At 63.2% G+C, this 20,984-nt stretch carries 22 protein-coding genes; 7 read left to right on the forward strand and 15 right to left on the reverse strand.

The window, feature by feature from the left end:
- Window positions 1–100: 100 nt before the first annotated feature.
- The 6 genes from K408_RS0127725 to xoxF5 all read right to left on the reverse strand — a co-directional run bounded on the left by K408_RS0127725 (window position 101) and on the right by xoxF5 (window position 7,663).
- Window positions 101–2,413 (reverse strand): xanthine dehydrogenase family protein molybdopterin-binding subunit, encoded by a 2,313-nt coding sequence (locus tag K408_RS0127725; protein ID WP_024342566.1) that lies wholly within the window; start codon window positions 2,411–2,413, stop codon window positions 101–103.
- A gap of 1 nt (window position 2,414) precedes the next feature.
- Window positions 2,415–2,867, reverse strand: a complete 453-nt coding sequence (locus tag K408_RS0127730; RefSeq protein ID WP_024342565.1) for a (2Fe-2S)-binding protein — start codon at window positions 2,865–2,867, stop codon at window positions 2,415–2,417.
- A 620-nt stretch (window positions 2,868–3,487) separates the two neighbouring features.
- Window positions 3,488–4,051, reverse strand: a complete 564-nt coding sequence (gene gfa / locus K408_RS0127735) for an S-(hydroxymethyl)glutathione synthase (RefSeq protein ID WP_024342564.1) — start codon at window positions 4,049–4,051, stop codon at window positions 3,488–3,490.
- 31 nt (window positions 4,052–4,082) lie between these two features.
- Window positions 4,083–5,192 carry an S-(hydroxymethyl)glutathione dehydrogenase/class III alcohol dehydrogenase gene (locus K408_RS0127740; protein WP_024342563.1) on the reverse strand — a complete coding sequence of 370 codons (1,110 nt, stop codon included), beginning with the start codon at window positions 5,190–5,192 and terminating at the stop codon, window positions 4,083–4,085.
- Window positions 5,193–5,252: 60 nt separating this feature from the next.
- A complete protein-coding gene (locus K408_RS0127745) occupies window positions 5,253–5,744 on the reverse strand; it encodes a c-type cytochrome, methanol metabolism-related (RefSeq protein WP_024342562.1) in 492 nt (163 codons plus the stop codon).
- A 113-nt stretch (window positions 5,745–5,857) separates the two neighbouring features.
- Window positions 5,858–7,663: a lanthanide-dependent methanol dehydrogenase XoxF5 gene (xoxF5, locus tag K408_RS0127750; protein WP_024342561.1), complete on the reverse strand. Its 1,806-nt coding sequence runs from the start codon at window positions 7,661–7,663 to the stop codon at window positions 5,858–5,860.
- A gap of 514 nt (window positions 7,664–8,177) precedes the next feature.
- On the opposite strand from xoxF5, the gene K408_RS0127755 reads away from it, so the two are divergent.
- Window positions 8,178–9,146, forward strand: coding sequence for a helix-turn-helix domain-containing protein (locus tag K408_RS0127755; RefSeq protein WP_024342560.1), 969 nt, complete (start codon window positions 8,178–8,180; stop codon window positions 9,144–9,146).
- 521 nt (window positions 9,147–9,667) lie between these two features.
- Here the strand turns inward: K408_RS0127755 and K408_RS0127765 are convergent.
- The 4 genes from K408_RS0127765 to K408_RS0127780 all read right to left on the reverse strand — a co-directional run bounded on the left by K408_RS0127765 (window position 9,668) and on the right by K408_RS0127780 (window position 13,812).
- Window positions 9,668–10,669: a Bug family tripartite tricarboxylate transporter substrate binding protein gene (locus K408_RS0127765; protein ID WP_024342559.1), complete on the reverse strand. Its 1,002-nt coding sequence runs from the start codon at window positions 10,667–10,669 to the stop codon at window positions 9,668–9,670.
- A gap of 187 nt (window positions 10,670–10,856) precedes the next feature.
- On the reverse strand, window positions 10,857–11,786 hold the full coding sequence (locus K408_RS0127770; protein ID WP_024342558.1) for a substrate-binding periplasmic protein: 930 nt from the start codon (window positions 11,784–11,786) through the stop codon (window positions 10,857–10,859).
- The gene (locus K408_RS0127775) at window positions 11,783–12,136 is read right to left on the reverse strand and encodes a c-type cytochrome (RefSeq protein WP_024342557.1); all 354 of its coding nucleotides are present in this window, start codon (window positions 12,134–12,136) and stop codon (window positions 11,783–11,785) included. The genes K408_RS0127770 and K408_RS0127775 overlap by 4 nt, the downstream gene beginning before the upstream one ends.
- Before the next feature lie 11 nt (window positions 12,137–12,147).
- Window positions 12,148–13,812, reverse strand: a complete 1,665-nt coding sequence (locus tag K408_RS0127780; protein ID WP_024342556.1) for a methanol/ethanol family PQQ-dependent dehydrogenase — start codon at window positions 13,810–13,812, stop codon at window positions 12,148–12,150.
- A gap of 325 nt (window positions 13,813–14,137) precedes the next feature.
- Between K408_RS0127780 and lanM the strand changes: the two genes are divergently transcribed.
- From lanM to K408_RS0127805, 5 genes are all read left to right on the forward strand, one after another.
- Window positions 14,138–14,530 carry a lanmodulin LanM gene (lanM, locus tag K408_RS0127785; protein ID WP_024342555.1) on the forward strand — a complete coding sequence of 131 codons (393 nt, stop codon included), beginning with the start codon at window positions 14,138–14,140 and terminating at the stop codon, window positions 14,528–14,530.
- A 123-nt stretch (window positions 14,531–14,653) separates the two neighbouring features.
- Complete coding sequence (locus K408_RS0127790) at window positions 14,654–14,986, forward strand: hypothetical protein (RefSeq protein WP_024342554.1); 333 nt, start codon at window positions 14,654–14,656, stop codon at window positions 14,984–14,986.
- 225 nt (window positions 14,987–15,211) lie between these two features.
- Window positions 15,212–15,292: a pyrroloquinoline quinone precursor peptide PqqA gene (gene pqqA / locus K408_RS38870; protein WP_008562446.1), complete on the forward strand. Its 81-nt coding sequence runs from the start codon at window positions 15,212–15,214 to the stop codon at window positions 15,290–15,292.
- 229 nt (window positions 15,293–15,521) lie between these two features.
- Window positions 15,522–16,391, forward strand: coding sequence for a DUF6662 family protein (locus tag K408_RS0127800; RefSeq protein WP_024342553.1), 870 nt, complete (start codon window positions 15,522–15,524; stop codon window positions 16,389–16,391).
- Between the two features lie 137 nt (window positions 16,392–16,528).
- Window positions 16,529–16,738: a hypothetical protein gene (locus K408_RS0127805; protein WP_024342552.1), complete on the forward strand. Its 210-nt coding sequence runs from the start codon at window positions 16,529–16,531 to the stop codon at window positions 16,736–16,738.
- A 10-nt stretch (window positions 16,739–16,748) separates the two neighbouring features.
- On the opposite strand, the gene K408_RS0127810 is transcribed toward K408_RS0127805, so the two are convergent.
- From K408_RS0127810 to K408_RS0127825, 4 genes are read right to left on the reverse strand one after another with little or no spacing between them, the layout of a single operon-like run.
- Complete coding sequence (locus K408_RS0127810; RefSeq protein ID WP_024342551.1) at window positions 16,749–17,102, reverse strand: hypothetical protein; 354 nt, start codon at window positions 17,100–17,102, stop codon at window positions 16,749–16,751.
- A gap of 49 nt (window positions 17,103–17,151) precedes the next feature.
- On the reverse strand, window positions 17,152–17,862 hold the full coding sequence (locus K408_RS0127815; protein WP_024342550.1) for an ABC transporter ATP-binding protein: 711 nt from the start codon (window positions 17,860–17,862) through the stop codon (window positions 17,152–17,154).
- Entirely contained in the window at window positions 17,852–18,589 is a 738-nt protein-coding gene (locus tag K408_RS0127820; RefSeq protein WP_024342549.1) for an ABC transporter permease, read from the reverse strand. Before K408_RS0127820 ends, K408_RS0127815 begins: the two co-directional genes overlap by 11 nt.
- 1 nt (window position 18,590) lies before the next feature.
- A complete protein-coding gene (locus K408_RS0127825) occupies window positions 18,591–19,571 on the reverse strand; it encodes an ABC transporter substrate-binding protein (protein ID WP_029674587.1) in 981 nt (326 codons plus the stop codon).
- Window positions 19,572–19,658: 87 nt separating this feature from the next.
- Between K408_RS0127825 and K408_RS0127830 the strand changes: the two genes are divergently transcribed.
- Window positions 19,659–20,018, forward strand: coding sequence for a hypothetical protein (locus K408_RS0127830; protein ID WP_024342547.1), 360 nt, complete (start codon window positions 19,659–19,661; stop codon window positions 20,016–20,018).
- Between the two features lie 129 nt (window positions 20,019–20,147).
- Here the strand turns inward: K408_RS0127830 and K408_RS0127835 are convergent, their stop codons facing one another.
- The gene (locus K408_RS0127835) at window positions 20,148–20,966 is read right to left on the reverse strand and encodes a quinoprotein dehydrogenase-associated SoxYZ-like carrier (RefSeq protein ID WP_024342546.1); all 819 of its coding nucleotides are present in this window, start codon (window positions 20,964–20,966) and stop codon (window positions 20,148–20,150) included.
- Window positions 20,967–20,984: the final 18 nt, after the last annotated feature.

Here is a 20,984-nt window from a genome sequence, read left to right on the forward strand (position 1 = left end):
GCCGCTTGTGTTCCGAAGCGCGATAGACTTCTGCCGCGCTCCTCTCTTTTCTGAGCATGATCAGTCAGGAAAAGCGGGGTCCGCTCTTCCGCATCATGCTCTACGCCTCCAATTGCTTGCCAATCGGAAGCGCGCGGATGCGTTTTCCCGTCGCGGCGAAGATCGCATTGATCAGTGCCGGCGCGAACGGCGGAACGCCGGGCTCTCCGACGCCGCTCGGCGGCGTGTCCGGACCGGCCGGCACGATGTAGACGTTCGTGACCACGGGAGAGTCATCCATCCTGACGACCTGGAAATCGTCAAAGTTCTTCTGCTGGACCTTGCCGTCCTTGAAGGTGATCTCGCCGTATTTCGCGAGGCTCAATCCCATGATCACGGCGCCCTCCATCTGCGAGGCGATGCGCTCGGGATTGACGTAGGTGCCGCAGTCGATCGCGGTGTCGACCCTTGGCACGGTCAGTTTTCCCTTGTCGTCGACGGCGACCTCGACGATGTTGGCGATGTAGCTTACGAAGCTGCGGTGGACCGCGATGCCGAGACCGTGGCCCTTCGGCATCTTTCGTCCCCATTCGCCCTTCTCGGCAACCAGCTCGACCACCTTGCGCAGCCGCGCGGTGTCGATCGGGTAGCTGTCGTAGGGCTCGCCATAGTTCCAGAGGTCCTTGACGTTCGGCTTGACCATGCGAGGCGAGCCGATCAGCTCGAGCAGCATGTCTTTCTGATCGCGGCCGGTCGCCTGCGCGATCTCGCCAACCATCGATTGCACCGCAAAAGCGCGCGGGATGTTCGAGACCGAACGGAACCAGCCGATGCGCGTATGCGCGGCCGCTTCCGGATTCTCACAGGAGATGTTTGCAATCTCAAACGGCATATCGACGAGGCCCATGCCGACCTCGAACGGGGCTTGATGCACCGTGCCGGCGGCAAAGGTCGAAGCGATGCTCGGAGCGACGCTGCGGTGCCGCCAGGCGACCACCTTGCCGCTCTTGTCGAGGCCGGCTTCGATGCGTTCGACTGAGACAGTGTGCAGGAAGCCGTTGTGGATGTCGTCTTCCCGCGTCCACTGCACCTTCACCGGCGCGCCGAGCTCTTTCGACAGCAAGGCGGCTTCGAGCGCGAAGTCGCATTTCGACTTGCGGCCGAAACCGCCGCCGAGCAGCGTCACGTTGACGGTGACATTGCCTACGGGGATGCCGAGCGTCTTGGCAACGTCCTCGCGGGTACCGCCGGGGCTCTGCACCGGCGCCCAGATCTCGGCCTTGTCGCCCTTGACGTCGGCGACGGCCACCGGCGGCTCCATCGCGACATGGGCAAGATGCGGAATGTAGTACTCTCCAACGATCACCTTGTCGGCGCCTTTCAACGCAGCGTCCGCATCGCCCTCGTTGCGCAGGACGAGGCCGGGCTTGCGCGAGGCTTCCTCGAGCTCCTTGCGATAGGCGACGGAGTCGTATTTGCCGTTGGGCCCATCGTCCCAGACCAGCTTCAAGGCGTCGCGGCCCTTGATCGCGGCGCCGGTGTTGCGCGCGATAACGGCGACGCCGCCAAGCGGTTGGAATTTGGAGGGCCACGGCCAGCCGCGCACCTGCATCACCTTCTCGACGCCGGGGACTTTCAGAGCCGCGTCAGGCTCGAACGAAACCAGCTTGCCGCCCGTCACTGGCGGGCGGGCGATCACCGCATACTTCATACCGGGCAAGCGGACATCCGCGCCGTAAAGCGCCTTGCCGGTGGTGATGTCGTGAAGATCGACGATGCCCACCTGTCCCTTTCCGAGATAGCGGAAGTCCTTGGGATTCTTCAGCTTCAGGCCTTCGATGCTCGGCACCGATTCCTTGGCTGCGTCCGCGGCGAGCTCGCCGAAGCCGAGCTTGCGGCCGCTGGCGCTGTGGACGACCTCATGGTTGACCGCCTTGACTTCGGTGGCCGGCACGCCCCAGCGCTTGGCCGCGGCCTGCTCCAGCATGGTGCGGGCGGAGGCGCCGATCTGGCGCATCGGCATCAGATAGTGGCGCGTGCTGCGCGAGCCGTCGGTGTCCTGGTTGCCGAACTTGACCTCGTCGCCATGGGCCTGCTGCACCTTGACCCTGGACCAATCGGCTTCCATCTCCTCGGCCACGATCAAGGGTAGGCTGGTGCGCACGCCAGTGCCCATTTCCGAACGGTGCCCGATGATGGTGACGATGCCGTCCGGAGCGACCGAAACAAACACGCGCGGATCGACCACGACACCGTGCGGCATCTTGCCGGCGCCGGTCTCATAGGCGAGGGCCTGGCGCGAGATCACGGGGGCGGCGAGCACGAAGCCGCCGGTAACGCCGAGTCCTTTCAGGATGCTGCGGCGCGAGATCTTCTCGACCTTGATTTGCCTTTCGAAGCCGCGAAGCTTGCGGGGATTGTCGATGAAATTCATGTCACACCCCCGTCGATGCCAGATGGACGGCATTCTCGATGCGCTGATAGCAGCCGCAGCGGCAGATGTTGCCGGACATCGCCTCGCGGATCTGGTCATGCGAGGGTTTTGGATTTTCCATCAACAGCGCGGCCGCCTGCATGATCTGGCCGGCCTGGCAGAAGCCGCATTGTGGCACGTTGACCTGACGCCAGGCCTTCTGCACCGGATGATCGCCATTCGGATGCAGTCCCTCGATCGTGGTGACCTCGCGTCCGGCAACGTCGTTGACCGACGTGATGCAGGCGCGCACGGCCTGCTTGTCGACGATGACCGTGCAAGAGCCGCACAAGGCCTGGCCGCAGCCGTACTTGGTGCCGGTCAGCCCGGCTTCGTCACGCAGGAACCAGAGAAGCGGGAGATCCGGGTCGCCGTCCCAGCTCTGTTCCTGGCCGTTGATCTTCACCTTGATCATGATCATCCCTCGCTCTTCATAAGCATGCCAAATTCAACTTTCACCGACGCCGCCGGGCGACGGGTTCTTGCGTCGTTTCGCCCACATTCCGCCGTCGTCCCGAACGGGCAAATCCCGGAGGGAGGCAGGAACGCCATGGCGATGTCTGGATGTGCTCGATACCTCCCGTTTGTTCTTGATTGATTGAATTCGCGCGGCATCGTGAGGCGCGATCGTAACAGAGATCGCTCCGGCCCGGCGTTCACAGCCGAGTGTTCTCACCGGGAAAAGATTGCATCCACGGTTTGTCAAAAGCAGGGCGCGTCATCCCAGGTGTGCTTGCGAGATGGGCGCCAAACAAAAAGGCTTCGTCCGCCACAAGACCGTGCGGACGAAGCAGGATGCCTCAGTCGAGGGAGGGAGAAACGCAGGCACCGCGACTTCAAGCAGGAAGCAAGCGGCCCTGCGCAGTCATTCAGAGACCAGGACTGAGGAGCTAATGGTCCTCAAATACGCGTGGCGCAGAAGCGGCGGCATCGCCGCGGTGGTCCCCGTGTTGGGGACCACTCCGGCTCGCTGGCGACATACATGCCAGCGAGCGGATGGGGCCGAAGCTCGGCGGCCCCGATCAGGCGGCCATCTCAGGCCGCTTTGGCTTTCGCCACGTGAGTAGCGATCGCGTCCATCAGCGCCGGGGACAGGCAGTCGTAGGGCTCGAGGCCGAGCTCCTTCAGCCGCGAGCGGATGCCTGCCATCTGCTCGGGCTTCACGCCCGCCTCGATCACCGAGGAGACGAAGGCGGCGAATTGCGGCGCCTGCGAACCCTGCTCCTGGAACAGTTCGGGATGGATGAAGTCGAGACCATAGAACGGGTGGCCCTTGTTCTCGATGCGTCCGTACATGTGCGTGCCGCAGGCCTTGCAGGCATAGCGCTGGATCACCGCGGAGGGATCGACGATCTGCAGCTTGTCGCCGTTCTCGAGCACGGTGACGTTCTGGCGCGGGACCACGGCGACGACGGAGAAGGTCGCGCCCTGCGGCTTCCAGCATTTGGTGCAGCCACAGGCGTGGTTGTGCGCGACGTCGCCCTTGATGCCGACCTTGACCGGGTGATCCGTGCATTTGCAGACCAGGGTGCCACCGGCGAAGCTGCCGCTGCCCTGCTTGATGCCGTTGTCGATCGAGGGATGGAGTGCAACAGTCATGGGTCGATCCTCCTTGTGTGATGGCTGTGAGCTAGAACACGACGACTGAACGGATGGATTTGCCCTCGTGCATGAGGTCAAAGCCCTTGTTGATCTCCTCGAGCTTCAGCACGTGGGTGATCATCGGATCGATCTGGATCTTTCCGTTCATGTACCAGTCGACGATCTTCGGCACGTCGGTGCGCCCGCGTGCGCCGCCGAAGGCGGTGCCGCGCCAGTTGCGCCCGGTGACGAGCTGGAAGGGGCGCGTGGAGATCTCCTTGCCGGCTTCGGCGACGCCGATGATGATCGAGGTGCCCCAGCCGCGGTGGCAGGCTTCCAAGGCCTGACGCATCACAGTGGTGTTGCCGGTGCAGTCGAAGGTGTAGTCGGCGCCGCCGTCAGTGAGGCCAACGAGGTGCTGGACGATGTCGCCGGTCACCTTCTTCGGGTTGACGAAGTGGGTCATGCCGAACCGCTTGCCCCACTCCTCCTTCGAGTCGTTGATGTCGACGCCGATGATCTTGTCGGCGCCGGCCATCTTGGCCCCCTGGATGACGTTGAGGCCGATGCCGCCAAGGCCGAACACGACCACGTTTGCGCCCGGCTCGACTTTCGCGGTGTTGACAACGGCCCCGACGCCGGTGGTGACGCCGCAGCCGATGTAGCAGCTCTTGTCGAACGGCGCGTCCTCGCGGATCTTGGCGACCGCGATCTCGGGCAGCACGGTGAAGTTCGAGAACGTCGAGCAGCCCATATAGTGGTAGATCGGCTTGCCCTTGTAGGAGAAACGGCTGGTGCCGTCGGGCATCACGCCCTTGCCCTGCGTCGCACGGATCGCGGTGCAGAGATTGGTCTTCTGGCTGAGGCAGCTTTTGCACTGCCGGCATTCCGGCGTGTAAAGCGGGATGACGTGATCGCCCGGCTTCACCGAGGTCACGCCCGGGCCGATCTCGCGGATGATGCCCGCACCCTCATGTCCCAGGATCGACGGAAAGATTCCTTCGCTGTCGAAGCCGTCGAGCGTGTAGGCGTCGGTATGGCAGATGCCGGTCGCCTTGATCTCGACCAGGACTTCGCCGGCCTTCGGGCCCTCCAGATCGATCTCGACGATCTCGAGCGGCTTCTTGGCCTCGAAAGCGACGGCGGCACGTGTTTTCATCGTAAAGCTCCTCAGATTCTCATAGGGCGCCGAGAGATGGTCTCGGCAGTCCCATAACGGTCATTTGTTGCCCATGCAGGCGTCTTCCGCCTTCTTGTACGCCTCTGTTTTCTCCTCCTTCTTGGCGGGACGCTGCCGGCCCCATGCTTCGGTGGAGCGGGCGCGCAGATAGACGTACAGGTCGTCCATGTAGCAGGCGACGTTCGGATTGTCGCCGAAAGCCGGCATGACGTTCTCCTGTGCGGTCGAAATATTCTTGCGACCGGAGGCGACTACGCCGAGGAAATCGCCGTAGCTCATGGTCTTGACAGAATCCTTGAGTGCCGGCGCGTAAGTGGAGCCCATGCCGTCCGGGCCATGGCAGACGTGGCAGTCGGAGTGATAGCGGCGATATCCGGAATAGGTGAACCAGTCCACGGTGCCGTCGGCCGAAATCTTGTAGGTCGGAATTCCTTCCTTATCGAGCCACTTTCCGTCGTCTTCCTTCTTCACGGCGGCCGGATCGCCCGGACCGTCCGCGATTGCAGTTCCTGCGGACGCAACGAAGATCATCAGCACGGCAATGACAGAGCAGATTTTACGCAAGAGATTGTCCTCGAGGCGTTCGGTGGAGACGAGCCGGCGCGTGGAGTTGATCCACGCGCCGAAGCGATGCTGAGCGAGGCCTAGTTCGGCAGCGAGAACACGGTCAGCGTACCGCCGAGTGCCGTGTAGTTGCTCAGAGCCGCATAGCCGCCGACTGCACCGAGACCTGCGGTCGGATCGGTCAAGCCTGCCGCCAGACCGATGCCGGCCCAACCACCTACGCCGGAGAGCACGGCAATGTACTGCTTGCCGTTGTTCTCATAGGTGGTGACGTTGCCGATGATGCCGGACGGAGTCTTGAACTTGTAGAGCTCCTTGCCCGACTTGGCGTCGACCGCCTTCAGGTAGCCTTCGAGTGTGCCGTAGAACACCACGCCACCTGCCGTTGCGAGCGCACCAGACCAGACCGAGAACTGCTCCTTGTTCGACCAGACGATCTTGCCCGTCTTGTTGTCCCAGGCGATGAAGTTGCCCATGTGGCTCTCACCCGGGGGCGGGTACATCGAGAGCGTCGCACCCACATAGGGCTGGCCCGCGGTGTAGCTCACCTTGAACGGCTCGTAGTCCATGCAGACGTGGTTGGTCGGGACGTAGAACAGCTGCGTGTCCGGCGAGTAGGCCGCCGGCTGCTGGTCCTTGGTGCCGAGCGCGGCCGGGCAGATGCCCTTCGTGTTCTTGTCCTCTCCGCCGTGCTCGGTCGAATATTGAGCAACGACTTTCGGCCGGCCGTAGGTCGGCGAGTTCTTGTCCATGTCGACGCCGCTGGTCCAGTTCACCTTCGGGTCGTACTTCTCGGCGACCAGCAATTCGCCCGTCTCACGGTCCATGGTGTAGGCAAGGCCGTTGCGGTCGAAGTGCGTCAGCAGCTTGCGGTTCTGGCCGTTAATCTGCTGATCGGTGAGGATCATTTCGTTGACGCCGTCATAGTCCCACTCGTCGTGCGGCGTCATCTGGTACACCCACTTCGCCATGCCGGTGTCGGCATCGCGCGCGAAGATCGTCATCGACCATTTGTTGTCGCCGGGTCGCTGCTTCGGGTTCCAGGTCGAGGGATTGCCCGATCCGTAATAGACGAGGTTCAGAGCGGGATCGTAGGAAATCCAGCCCCAGGTGCAGCCGCCGCCGATCTTCCACTGATCGCCCTGCCAGGTCTTGAGGGACGAGTCGGGGCCGACCGGCTTGCCGAGCGACATCGTCTTGGCGGGATCGACCTTGATCTGGTCGTCCGGGCCCTCGGAATAGGCACGCCAGACTTGTTTGCCAGACTTGAGGTCGTATGCGGTCAGATGGCACTGCACGCCGAACTCGCCGCCGGAAATGCCGACCATGACCTTGTCCTTGACGACCAGGGCGGACGAAGTGCCAGTCTCGCCCTTTGCCGGATTGCCGTTGGTGGCGGACCACGCAACCTGACCCGTCTTGGCATCGAGCGCGACGAGATTGGTGTCGGCCTGATGCAGGATGATCTTGCCGTCACCGTAGGCCAGGCCGCGATTGACGGTGTCGCAGCACATCACCGGAATGACATTGGGATCCTGCTTCGGCTCGTACTTCCATACGATCTTGTTCTCCTGCGAAAGGTCCATTGCGTAGACCTTGTTCGGGAACGGCGTGTGGACGTACATCATGTTGCCGATGATCAGCGGTCCCCCTTCATGGCCGCGCAACACGCCGGTCGAGAAGGTCCAGGCGACCTGGAGCTTGCCCACGTTTTGTGCGGTGATCTGGTTCAGCTTCGAATAGCGGGTGTTGGCGTAGTCGCCCGCCGGCATCACCCAGTCCTTCGGGTTCTGCGACATCTTGATCAGCTCGTCATTGGCTGAAGCGCCGCCGGCGGCGAGAGCCGCCGCCGAACCAAGACAGGTCGCCAGTAGCACCTTGCGCATAGTCATTCCTCCGTTGGTCTCGTTTATTGTTTCCGAAGCATTGCTCAATCGCCGGGCTTCCCGTCCGGCGTCTGCTCGTGCAGGGCGGTCACGATTGGGACCAGAAACGATGCTTGTGCTGTTTCCTCCTCCTGATGAGAGCCACGGGTCCACGTGCAGGAGCGGCCCGTTCTTGTTGTTCCTGCCATCATCCCTACCCACTTCACCATTGGGAAACTTGCCCAAGAGAGAAGCCGGTTTGCTCGACAGCGCACGGGGGCAAAGATTTTGATTTTGCAGTAGCGAATTCAGTTGCTTCCGCCCCGACTTCGGGCCGCTTTCAACGCTCAGGTTCCCCTTGACGGCGCTGCAACTAAGGCGGAGGATTGACTTTGAAGAGCGGCAATGGAACGCGGCGCTTGTTCCACAAGATTGCTCAAATTCGAGGTAACGTCGACGCAGTCACGGCTGAGGGCTCCAGCAGCGCTGGTCGCGATTCGCATCGAATCTCCGGATCAAACCAGTGGCTGGATTAATGTCCGACACCATTCACACGCTCTCGACGACCGGAATGACGCCGAAGCGGCAGATCCAGAGCTGGATCGACGGACTGACGAGCCTGTGTGGGCATTTCGAGGTCGATCCGCTGGAGGCGTCCTCGCTCGAGGGCCGCATCGACTACACGAGCGTCTCGCGCCTGAAGCTCTGCCAAATCGAGGTGAGCCAGCATCGCATCGCGCACACGTTGGCGCGTGCCAAGGCCAATGAGCACCCCTACATCAAGATCCACTTCCAAACCTACGGGGTGTCTTATTTCGAACAAGAAGGCCGTCACATCGAAATCAACCCTGGCGACATCATCGCCTACGATGTCTCGTGTCCGCATTCGATCATCAGCCCGGCCTTCACGCGTCACGACGTGGTGATCGTGCCGAAGGCACTGCTGCGCGACCGCGGATTCCCGTCGCAGCGGATGCCCGCCTGCAAGCTGTCGTCGAAGACAGGGACAGGGCGGATCGCCCATGACTTCGTGCACGCTACATTCGACGAGGCGGCAAAGCTGTCGGCGAACAGCGCGGTCGGCGTCGCCGACTCGCTGATCGACCTGTTGTTGCTGCCGCTGCGCGAGGCCGACACGATGTTCGATCGTGTCGGGCCGGAAGCGATGTATGTGCGCGCGCAGTTCTTCATCCGCGAGCACTTGCGCGATCCGGATCTGTGCATCGACCAGATCTCGGCCGAGCTCGGCTGCTCCAAGCGCTATCTGCACATGTTGTTCTCGGAGCGCGGCACCACGGTGAGTGACTACATCTGGCAGGCGCGGTTGCAGAACTGTCGCCAGGAGCTCGAGGCTCACGCCGGCAAGACCATCACCGACGTCGCGTTCTCGTGGGGCTTCTCCAGCTCGTCGCATTTCAGCCGGGTGTTCCGGAAGTATTTTGGCGTGGTGCCGTCCTCGATCCACAAGGCGCAGCAGGGCACCGCGAACTCGGGCGGGCATTAGGCGTCTTGAGGCAACTCGCGCCGCGCGGCTAAATTCACGCCGGCGTTGCGATGTGGGGAATGCCGGCGCCACCAAAGCGACCAGCAGCACGGCTTAGCCTGGCATCACGCTCCAGTGCAGCCGGCGCAACCGTCGTGCGGCATTGGCATCCCCGGCGTCTCTCGCGCTGAGCTGGTTGTCTACCCGTCTCATGAACCGGCGTCCTCCCCAGGTCGCCAGGGCCACGATCATGCCGAGGAGGAGAGGCGCCATCCCGATGATGCCGATCACGCGTTGAACATTCCGCGCAGCAATTGGGCAACGGGTTGGATATCTAGCTCACCAGCAGGAAGGCCGCGGCGCAAGCGTGAAATAGCTCATGGGAAAGAGCAGGATGATCATAGCGGCGACGGCATCCGTGACATCGGCCTTCGTCCGCAGAAGGGCACAATCATAGCGGGAAAACGCGCTTCCGAAACTGGGCTTTGGTCGGACTCCCGGGCGGAAAGGGAGCAACCGCCGTGCCGGCGATGTCGCGAAGGTCAGGCCGGCTCGAGGCCGAGCGACTTTGCGCTCTCGATCCAGATCGGCAGCTCGCGCTGATACAGCGCATTGGTTTCCTTGAAGCCGATTGCGGGTTCGAGCACGAAGGTCGAGAGAACCTCTTTCACTTTCGGATCGTTGTTGGCGGCCACGCAGAGCTCGGCGATGCGATCAACGACCGGCTGCGGCGTCGCCTTCGGCACGGCCCAGCCGGTGAATCCGCTCACCGTAAAGAATTTTGACGTCGCGCCCTGCTCGGGAAGCGTCTTGATGGCCGGGATTGCGTCGACCTTCTTCGAGTGCACGGCGAACACGGTGCCGCGGTCGCTTTGCAGGACAGACTGTGCGGCCGTGTAGCTGCCCATCGCGGCATCGAGGGTGCCTTCCAGCATTCCCGTCCACATCGGCGCTTCGCCGCGATAGTGCACCGGCTCGATGTTGAGGCCGTACTGCTTGTTGAGCTCGTTGACTGTCATGTGCGGGGCCGATCCCGCGCTGTAGGTGCCGAAGTTCACCTTGCCGCTCTTGCGCGCGAAGGCGACGAAATCCTCCAGTGTCTTGACCCCGGTTTTCGGGTTTGCCACCAGCAGCAGGCCGGCGCCCGGAATGACGCTGACGAGGGTCAGGTCCTTGTCCATGTCGTAGCCGGGGTTCTTCATCACCACCCGGTTCATGATGTAGGTGGTCGAGATCGAGCACAGGATGGTATGGCCGTCCGGCTCGGCGCGGGCGACCTCGGCCGTGCCGATCGCGCCCGATGCGCCGGGCTTGTTCTCGATGACGACGGTCTTGCCGACCTGCTTGGAGATGAACTCGCCATATGCGCGCGCGAGTAGGTCGGTCTGTCCACCTGCGGGATAGCTGCAAATCATCCGGATCTGCCGCGCCGGCCAAGCGCCTTGCGACGTGCCTTGCGCCCATGCGTTGCGCGCAGCGAATGGCATGGCAAGTGCAGTAGTACCGGCGGCGATGAAGTGACGGCGATCGAGCTTGGTCGACATGATTCTCTCCCACATTCTCGCCGAAATTACTGTATCAGGCGGTCTCTGCCATCGGCTGCAGCCGAGACAGATTGGCGCATTGGTTACATCGGTCAGCTCGCGAGGCCTGCGCGCTGCGTCATTGGCCGACATGCCCGGTCGACGCATGGATTCCGGTTCGCCTGCGGCGCCCCGGAATGACAGGCAATCACCGCTGAATGATCTTCGTCCAGACGTCGCCCAGAATCGCTGGCTCTCGCGGCGGCAGATAGGTGAGGCCGGCCTGCTTGCCGAACTCGGCGATCTTGCCCTCAGCGGCGAGCTCCGTCAGTGCCTTGTTGACCGCATCGATCAGGGCTGGATCGCTGGCGAGCCCGACATAGCCGCGATTGGCGCCGATCGGGTAGTAATAGCCGGACGCAGTCACGCTCGTGTCTGGATGGGCGGCGCGATGGGCATCCAAGCGCGCAAGGTCGATCAGTGTCGCATCGTAATCACCGCGCTGCACTGCGCCGAGGAGGTCGTCGCGGCCAGGAACGAGATGGGTGATGCTGTCGATCAGGCGTCCTTTGTCGAAGGTCATCAGGATGGCATCGCCGAGCGAGCCGCTTTCGATGGCGAGACGAAGGCCGGCAAGATCGCCGATGTCGCCGATCTTGCGGCCCTTCCCCTTCGGCCCGAGCGCCACCGTCATGGGCGAATAGACGTATGGTTGGCTCGGCGCGAGCACGCCGAGCTCGACGCGGCGTCGCCGGTCCTCGCGCGTGGCGCCGGCGAAACCCGGCAGGCGCGCCGTCTTCATGCCCGGCTTGACGAGGGAATCCGTCGTCAGCGCGTAGCCGCCGAGCAATGCGCAGCGCCCGTCGGAGAGCAGCGCATTGGCCTCGAGCTGCGGGCTGGCATCCTCATCGAGCTTGCTCTCGAACCACAGGATCGTCAGCGGCCGGCGCAGGCGCTCGGCGACGGCTTGCGCCAGCAGCACGTCGAAGCCGGCATCCGGCTTGCCCTTTTGATGCACCGACAGCGGCGGCCGGTCTTCGTCGAGACAGATCTTCAGCGGATCCTCGGCCGCGTATGCGGCACGCGGCGCCGCCGCTAGGACCGCGGCGATGCTCCAGGCGACAAGCCAGCGTCTCATGGCTTCCTCCGGCTGGAGACGAAGGCCCACAGGTTCCCGATCTCGTCGTCGGTGAGGATGTCGCCCCAGGGCGGCATCTTGTTGTTCTTGCCGTTCTTCACCGTGGTGATGAAACGCGTCTTGTCGTCGGGTATGGCGCGCAGGTCCGGCGTGATGGTGCCGGAGTTCATCAGATTGGGGCCATGACAATGCGAGCATTTCGAGGCATAGGTCGACTTGCCATGATCGATCTGCGCCTGCATGGAATTGGCGGCAGCGTCATCGGCGCGAACGGTCGCCGCAAGCGCGACCGACAGCACCGCGACGGCGGCGATCACCGCCGCCGTCTTGTGAGACATCACTTTCAGCATCGTGTCCGTGGTTACTGCTTCACTGCAAAGACCCACAGCGAACCGCCGGGCGGCACCTTGGCCAGCCGCTCGTCGCCCGAGAACAGCGAGTAGACGCCGCCATAGCCGCTCGTCACGGCAATGTATTGCACTCCGTCCTGCTGCCAGGTGACGGGTTGCCCCTCGATGCCGGACCCGGTCTGGAACTGCCAGAGCTTCTTGCCGGTGTCGGCATCGAAGGCCTCGAACTCGCCGGTCAGGGCGCCCGAGAACACCACGCCTCCGGCCGTCGACAGCACGCCCGAGAAGCGCGGAATGTCGCTCGGCGCTTCCCACTTCGACTTGCCGGTCATGGGGTCAATGGCCTTGAGGTGTCCGCGCGGCCCGTCCCCGAACTCCCAGGGATCGGTCAGGTCCATGCCGAGATACCATTCACCCTGCTTGAAGGTGACAGGCTCGGCCTTGTACTTGCCGCCGAAGTTGAGCGTGTTGGCATAGGCGAGGCCGGTCTGCGGATTGAACGACATCGGCTCCCAATTCTTGCCGCCGAGAATGGACGGATAGACCGTCACCTTCTTGCCTTCCCTCGCGTCCTTCGCAACGTCCGTCTCGATCGGACGGCCGGTCTTCATGTCGACGCCGGTCGCCCAGTTCACCTTCACGTAAGGATTGGCCGCAAGCAGCTTGCCGTCGGTGCGGTCAAGCACGTAGAAGAAGCCGTTTCGGTTGGCGTTCATCAGCACCTTAGTCGGCTTGCCCCCGACGTTCATGTCGGCGAGGACCATCTCTGCGACCGCGTCGTAGTCGAACGGATTGTTCGGCGAGAACTGGTAGTGCCACTTGATCTTGCCTGTCTTGGGATCCATCGCGAGGACGGAGCAGGTATAAAGATTGTCGCCGGGCCGTACCGCTGCGTTGAACGGGCCGGGATTGCCGGTGCCCCAATAGACCGTCTTCAACTCGGGATCGTACGAGCCCGTAATCCACGTCGAGCCGCCGCCGAGTTTCCAGGTGTCGCCTTTCCAGGTGTCGCCGCCGGGCTCATCCGGCGAAGGAATCGAGTGGGTGCGCCAGAGATGCTTGCCGGTCGCCGGGTCCCATCCGTCGATGAAGCCACGCGTGCCGAATTCCGCGCCTGAGACGCCTGTGATGACGACGCCTTCGGCCACCAGCGGAGCCACGGTCATCGAATAGCCTTCCTTGATGTCGGCCGCCTTCTGCCGCCACAGCTCCTTGCCGTTCTTGGCGTCGATCGCAATCACGTGGGCATCGAGCGTGGTGCGGAACAGCTTGCCTTCATGGATCGCGACGCCGCGGTTGATGATGCCGCAGCAGACGATTCGAGGCGTCTCGGCCGGATATTCGATTTTGCTTTTCCAGATCTGCTTGCCGGTCTTGGCATCGACTGCCATGGTGGCATTGTGCGTGGTCACGTAGATCACGCCCTGATAGACAATGGGCTGCGATTCCTCACTGCGATCGTCATTGAAGCTGTAATTCCAGATCGGGACGAGGTTCTTGACCGTATCCTTGTTGATCTGGTTCAGCGTCGAAAAACGCTGCAGATGATAGCCCATTCCATAATTGAGAACATTCGATGTGTCGGTCGCGCCCTTGACCAGCTGCTCGGTCGTTTGTGCATTTGCACAGGTTGACGCAAGCATGACGAGGCCTGCGGCCATCGCAAAGCGTTTCATCCGTTCCTCCCAATATGCGCGCCTTTTGACGCTGCAGGAGCAACACTCCGCCCGAATGCAAAACGCGTCAATACGAAAGTCGCAAATGGGACGCCGGATCTTGAACGGCAGATGCCGGTCACCTGACGGAAACCTTTCAAGGTGCTAGCACTTGTGTGCAGACGCTGCAGAAATTCGCGCCACGAAGCCCGTTTGGGCGCTTGGCGCGGCGGCCTTCCCTGAGTTGTGGCGCGGGCAGGTTGCAATTTATAACTTGAACCCGGTCTCGTTTGTGGACTTATGTCGTCTCCGATCCTGCTCGGATCGAGGTTCTCAGGAGGTTTGGATGACGTCGATTCGCCCGTTTTCGCTTGCGCTCACGATTGCATTGCTGTCCGGCCCGGCCCACGCGGCATCCGGCAGCGCGGTCAAGATGTTCGATACAGACAATGATGGCACGCTCGATATGGCCGAGGTGAGAAAGGCTGCCAGCGCGCTGTTCACCAAGCTCGACCCCGATCGGGACGGCACGCTCGATGCGCGTGAGTTGCGCGGACGGTTGTCGGCGAAAGAGCTCGCAGCAGCCGATCCAGATCGCGACGGGACCCTGACGCTCGATGAATATCTATCGGTTGTGGAGCAGCGCTTCAATGCGGCCAATCCGGACAAGGACGGGACGCTGGATGCAAAGGAGCTGAACGCGCGGCCCGGCCGCGCGCTTCTGCGGCTCATGCGTTGACCCGGCTTTGCCGGCGAGTTTAATTCCGACCGGCAAGCCCGGAACATCGGGCGGCTCGCCCTGTTCTCTTCGCGATGTCCTGCTCGGCGCCGGGGCAGCGCAGCGGGAGAAGAGGAGAAGCAGATGAACACGAAGCGTTCCATTCTTGCTGGCTGCGCGATCCTGACCTTGAGCGCGGGGGTCGCCATTGCTGGCCCGTGCAACACGAGCAGCGCCAGCACTGACAAGACCGACAAGGATGCCGGCTCCGGCCCGGTCACAATAGGTTCGGCGCAGTCGCAGGGTTCGTCTGGCGAAACGGGTCAGCATCCGCCCACCAGCACGATGAATCGCGCCAGCGGCGGTGCGGCTGCCTCGTCAGAAGATGCTCAGCGGCAAATGCAGAGCCAGCCAACCGCGGCGGAACGGGCGGAAGGTGCCAAGTCCAGTACGCAAACGGCGGGAAAGGACTGCTGACGGCGCGGCACATGCGTGTCGATTCGAGCGCCGCTTGAAGTGCCAGGTCTCTTCGCTCGGATCTGTGCTTGACCGAGAGTGAACTGGCTTTGCCCGAGAGGGAAGTGCGGTCGCGAAGAATCGACATCGGTGCATTCGACAGCTGAATCTGCGCTTGAACTGGCGGGGAGCCAGCCCTAGGTTTTGCGCCGCGCGATGTCGCGCTCAATACTTGGGGAGACCCGCATGGCTTGGAAAGCTCCGAAGATTGTGGAAGTGCCGGTCGGCATGGAAATCAACATGTACGCCTGCGCTTCGCGCAAGTAAGACTGACGCTTGCCGCGGCCTCGATGGCGAATGCCGTCGAAGCCGCGGCAGTGTCGTATCTCGGCCAACCTCGTTGTGCTCGGTGCTTTGCGAGTGACGCAAGGTTGCGCGACGTCAGCTCCAGTGCTCTCCCATCAAAATCTCGACCGTGCTCTGCGGCAGCGTGTTACGCTGATGCGCGGTCAGTGCTGCTGCCACGTCTGGGCAGCGCGCGCCTTCGGAGCAGGGGATGGGCGGCAGAGCCTGCAAGTTCTGGACGGTGGTGGGGTGCGTGATCGCACTGACACCGGCACGCACCAGCGCCGAAGAGGGCTTTGATACCGAGCACATTTTCGGCTTCATGATCGGCAGCGATGTCGGCAATGTCGGCGAGCGCGAATTCCAGACCCAGACGACGGGCCGGCTCGGCAAAGGCGGGGGAACCTATCGCGCCCTCGAGCACGAAGTCGAGATCGAGGTGGTGCCGCTGCCGAACTTTCGCATCGAGGTTGGCGGCACCGCGAGCTTGCACGACATCACCGGCGTTCCTGATCTCGATGACCGTCGCCAGTTCAACTTTCAGGGCGCCTCGCTCGACTTGCGTTATCGCCTGCTCAATCGCGAGCGCGCGCCGTTCGGTCTCACTATCGCTGCCGAGCTCCACGGCGGCCGCATCGAGGAGACAAGCGGCGCGAAGGGGCGGATGTACGGCACCGAATTCGCACTGGCCTTTGACCGCGATCTGATTCCGAACTTCGCCATCGCTGCGCTCAACCTGATCTATCAGGCGGAGTGGGCCCACTTCGAGGTGGCAGGAGCATCCGACAGGGGCTCGACGATCGGCGCGGCGATTGCCGGCCTGGTGCGCGTGCGGCCGAATGTGCTGCTCGGCGGGGAGATGCGTTACTTTCGGCAATATGAGGGCGTCGGTCTCGGTGAGTTCTCTGGGCAGGCCCTGTTCGTCGGCCCCACAGCCTATTTCCAGCTTTCCGAGCGTTCGCGGCTCACGATGAGTTGGAGCATGCAAGCATGGGGGCGTCCGGCCGGATCAGGGACCAATCTCGATCTCGCCAATTTCGAGCGACATCAGGCACGACTGGTATTTGGGATCAATTTCTAGGGCCGGATCTTCGCCTCTGCACCAGCCCGGAAGAGGAACCGTCGGCCCCCATTTCACATGCCGGATTGAAACTTTCCCCTCCTCGCGACGTAGCTCCATGTGCTAGTCTGACCAGCGCGTTCCGAGAGGACTCCGGCATGAGCCCGATTGACCTTGTGGTGACCGTATGTGCAGTGCTCTCGCCTGCGACCTGCGAGGAGAAGCATCTGATATTCCAGTATTCCGGGTCGCCGCGGCAATGCGCAATGGCTGCGCCGCCCTACATCGCGCAATGGGTCGGCGAGCATCCCAAGTGGCAGGCGGTGCGCTGGCGCTGCGAATATCCGCGCCCAAACGACAGGGCGTAAGGCACCCGCTCTATTTGGTGCAATCCTTCAGATCCTTGTCCGCGATCGAGAACACCGCATCTGCCCTGATCTCGATGTCGCGGACGATGCATTGGCGTGAGCTGGGATAGCTGACCTTGGCGTCATAGCGGCCCGGCTCGACGCCCACAATGCGCAGCCGCTCGTCGTGGTCGACCTCCTTGTCCTTGTCGTTCAGGCACTGGTTCGGACCCCAGTCGGTCTTGCCCGCGGGCGAGAGCTGGAAGCCGGAGATCGTCTCCGTCGTCAGATTCCAGAGCCGGATGCCCTTGCCCTTGGCCTGCGCAAGTACCGCGCCCGGCATCGCGACCACGAGGATGCCGATCGCGATCAGCCTACGACGCATGATGAACCTCCCTCGATGAATCTCGTTGCATCCAGTTGACCACGAGTTTTCATTTCGATTCAAGCTGTAGCCTCGCAAGCTCGCCCTTGATCCTGCCGAGATCGGCTTCGCTGCGCTCCGCGCGTGGAATGGTGATCGGCACCTCCCGCATGATGCGCGCGGGGCGCGGCGACAAAAAGAACAGACGGTCGCCAAGCCTGATCGCATCGTCGAGACTGTGCGTGACGAGCAGCGTCATTACGGGGCGGCTCGCCACCAGCGTTGCGATCTCGTCGCGCAAACGGCTGGCGAGGGCGTCGTCGAGCGAGGCGAGAGGCTCGTCCAGCACGAGCAGATCGGGCTCCACCGCGAAGGCGCGGGCCAGCGCCACGCGCCGGGCGAGGCCGAGCGACAACTCGCCGGGGAAGTGATCGCGATGCGCCTCCAGCTCCAGGATCCTGAACAGCTCGGCGAGCTTCGCGTCGGCCACGCCAGGGGCAGCCAGCCGCACATTCTGCTCGACCGAGCGCCACGGTAACAGCCGCGGCTCCTGGAACACCATGCCGATCCGCGCCTGCGGCGGCCGCGCGACGCCGCCTGAAAACTCGGGGTCCAATCCCAGGATGATGCGCAGCATGGTGCTCTTGCCGCAACCGGACGGGCCGATCAGGACGCCGACCTCGCCCGATTGAAGCGCGAACTTCACCGGCGCCAGCACCTCCTGGATCCCGCCCGCGGCACTCCTGAAGGTCTTGCCTTTGATGTCGACCTCAAGCCGCACGGGGCCGCCACCGGTTTGCGCGAGTTTCGAACGGCTGTACCAGCAAGGTTTCGATGACGAGCACGACGGCGGCGAAGGTCAGCGAATAGGCCAGCAGCCGCGGCGTATCGAACAACTGGAAGGCGACGCCGATCTCGAAACCGACGCCGTTGGGACGTCCCAACAGTTCTGCGACCAGCACGATCTTCCAAACCAGCGACAATCCGGAACGGGCGGAGGCGGCGATATAGGGCGCGAGCTGCGGGAGCACGACGTGGCGGAACGCGCGCCAGCGCGGCATCGCGAATACGCGCGCCATCTCGTCGAGCGAGCGATCGAGTGCACGCGCCCCCTCGCGCAAGGTGACGATGGCGGTCGGCAGCTTGTTGATGGCGATCGCCGCGATCGCGGCGGCTTCGGTGAGCCCGGCCCATATATAGGCGAGCACGATCACGACCAGCGCGGGCAGGTTGAGCAGGAGAATCAACCAGGGATCGCCGAGCCGGTCGGCGAGCTTCACCCGGCCCATCAGGTAGCCGATGGCGCTGCCGATCGACATCGCCAATGTGAAGGCGAGCGCGACGCGCGCCAGCGTCGCGCCGAGATGCAGGAAGAGGGCGCCGGAGGAGGCTTCCGCGATCATGACGTGAAGTACGGCCGGCGGGGCGGGCAGCTTTGCACCGCCGACGAACAGCGCGGCGGTCCACCACGTCCCCAGGAGCAGGGCGAACGAGAGAAGACGCAGCACCTCAGTCTCCGGGGACTGCGTGATAGAACGTGCCGGGATCGAGCTCGGCCGCCGGTCCGACGAGATCGCGGCCGCCGATCTCGGCGAGCACGCGGTAGAGCACGCGTGCGTCCTTTTCCTCGTCGGCAATGCTCCGGCGCGGGATGCCGTCGCGATAGCGGTCGCGATAGGCCTTGAGCAGGGTCGGATCTGTGGTGCCGGTGAGCGGCGCGACCTTGTCCCAGGCGGCATCGGAGGTCGCCAGCAGCTCCTTGGCCTTGCGGGTCATCGCGATGAAGCGCGCCACCGCCTCGCGATGCTTGGCCGCCCAGCCTTCGTCGAAGACATAGCCGACCGCGGAGACGGCACCCTCGGCGCCGAGCTTCGGCAGGATGTCCTGGATGCCGGCAAGGCGGTGAAATCCCTTTGCCTCGAGCTGCGCGCAGAAATTCCAGAAATTGAGGCTCGCGTCCATCTCGCCGTCGAGCGCCTTGGCCGCGATCAGGGGCGGGGCGCCATAGACGATGGTCGCCGCGGACTTCAGATCGACGCCATCCTGCTTCATGCGTGCCTGGAGCAGCAGCCAGCTCTTGTCGATCGCTCCGCCGGCCACGGCGAGCTTGCGCCCCTTCAGGTCCGCGAGCGTCTTGATGGGCGAGTTGGGCGGCACCATCACCGCGCCGAGCGCGCTGGAATAGGGATAAAAGTTGAGCTTGGCGCCGAGCGCACGCTCGCGCGACACCCACAGCCAATCCGACAGGATGATGTCGGCGCTGCCCGCGCGCATCGCGATCTTGCCGGCCTCGGTGCTCGCGAGCTCGGTGACCTCGAGCGACAGATCGGCCTCCTTGTCCAGGCCGGCCGCGCGGATCGCGGCCAGCTCCCAGGAGAATGTTCCGGTCTTCTGCACTGCAAGGCGGATGGCGTCGGCGGCGTGGCCGGGCGCGGCTAGCGTCAACGCCAGCGTCACCGCGAGCGCGAATGTTCGACCAGAAGCTCTCATCACCTTGTGAGCCGTTTCCTCTGACAGAGTGCTTTTCAGGACAATACGCATAGCATAGCCTTGCTCGCAACCAGCGGGAGGATGCGCATGAATCTGGCGGGACAGCTACGACCGATTGTCGCCGCATTGATAGTGCTGGCCGCGAGCGCGTCCATGGCGCGGGCCAGCGAGGCCAATGATTATCCCACCTCGGCGCGCGCCGAGTACGTCTATGGCTGCATGAAGGCCAACGGCGAGACACGAGCTGCGATCGAGCAATGTTCCTGCTCGATCGACGTGGTGGCCTCGATCGTCCCCTATGAGCGCTACGTCGTGGCGGAGACTGCGCTCAGCATGTCGCAAGTGCGCGGCAATCTCGGCGTCCAGTTCCGTACCTCGGAGCAGGCGAACTCGGCCGTGAATGACCTGAGGCGTGCGCAGGCGGAAGCCGAGGTGAGGTGTTTTTGATTTGATGCCGTCATCCCGGCGCTGCCGGCAGAGGCCGAAACCGGAATTTCGAGATTCTCAGGTGCGCAACTGCGCACCATGGTTCGCGCTTCGCGCGCCCGGAATGACGATAAGGACAATAAGAGAGACTCACGTCCCCGGCTTGTCGATATCCCACTCGTTGCGGAACACGTGCCCGCCCGTATCCTTCGCCTCCGCGCGAAAGCGCTTGGCGCCATTGGAGACGTACGTGAAACGCAGATTGGGATCTTCCGAGATCGAGATGCCGCCTTCCATCGACAGCACGGGACTGTCGTCCTGCGTCAGCTTCAACTGGTTGATGAAGAACGCCGGAATGTAGAGTTGCGTGACCTGATCCATCTGCAGTCCGGAATTGTTGGGATGGCCGATCATGATCTGCGCCTCGCGCACGCGGCTCGCCGGCGCATCCTCGCGGGCGAACTGCCGGTAGCGCATCTGGCCGAGCCGGTTGCGGGCTTCCTCGACGTTCTTGACCGCCGGCGCCGAGCAGCCGCCCGATGCCTTCACGTACGTCTTGGACACGTAGAGCTGGCCATCGCTGAGCTCGGCGACCGCGTGCACATCGGTGTAGTTGTTGACGCGCACGCGTGTCGAGATCTCGCTGACATTGGCGTCCGGCCCGAGCTCGAACTTCGCCGCCATCGGCGCGGGATTGCGGTCGATGACGAGCGTGATCGAACGGATACGCCGTGCATCGCCAGGCGACAGCTTGCTGCGCAGGGTCACCGGCACGATGGCTGCATCCTCGGCGCGATACGGCATCTCGATGCCGATGACGGCGCTGCCGTCGTTCATTGGACGATTGCTGAAGATGTCCTGCACGAGGCCCGGCCAGGGATCGGGGGCCTCCTCGGCTCGCACCGGCGCAGCGAAGGAGATGCCGAGCATAACGGCGATAAGAGTCAGGCGGCGTGTGCATCCCGTCATGGTCGTGATCCCGCGCGG

It is taken from the genome of Bradyrhizobium sp. in8p8 (assembly GCF_000426845.1).
Classification (GTDB): Bacteria; Pseudomonadota; Alphaproteobacteria; order Rhizobiales; family Xanthobacteraceae; genus Bradyrhizobium; species Bradyrhizobium japonicum_C.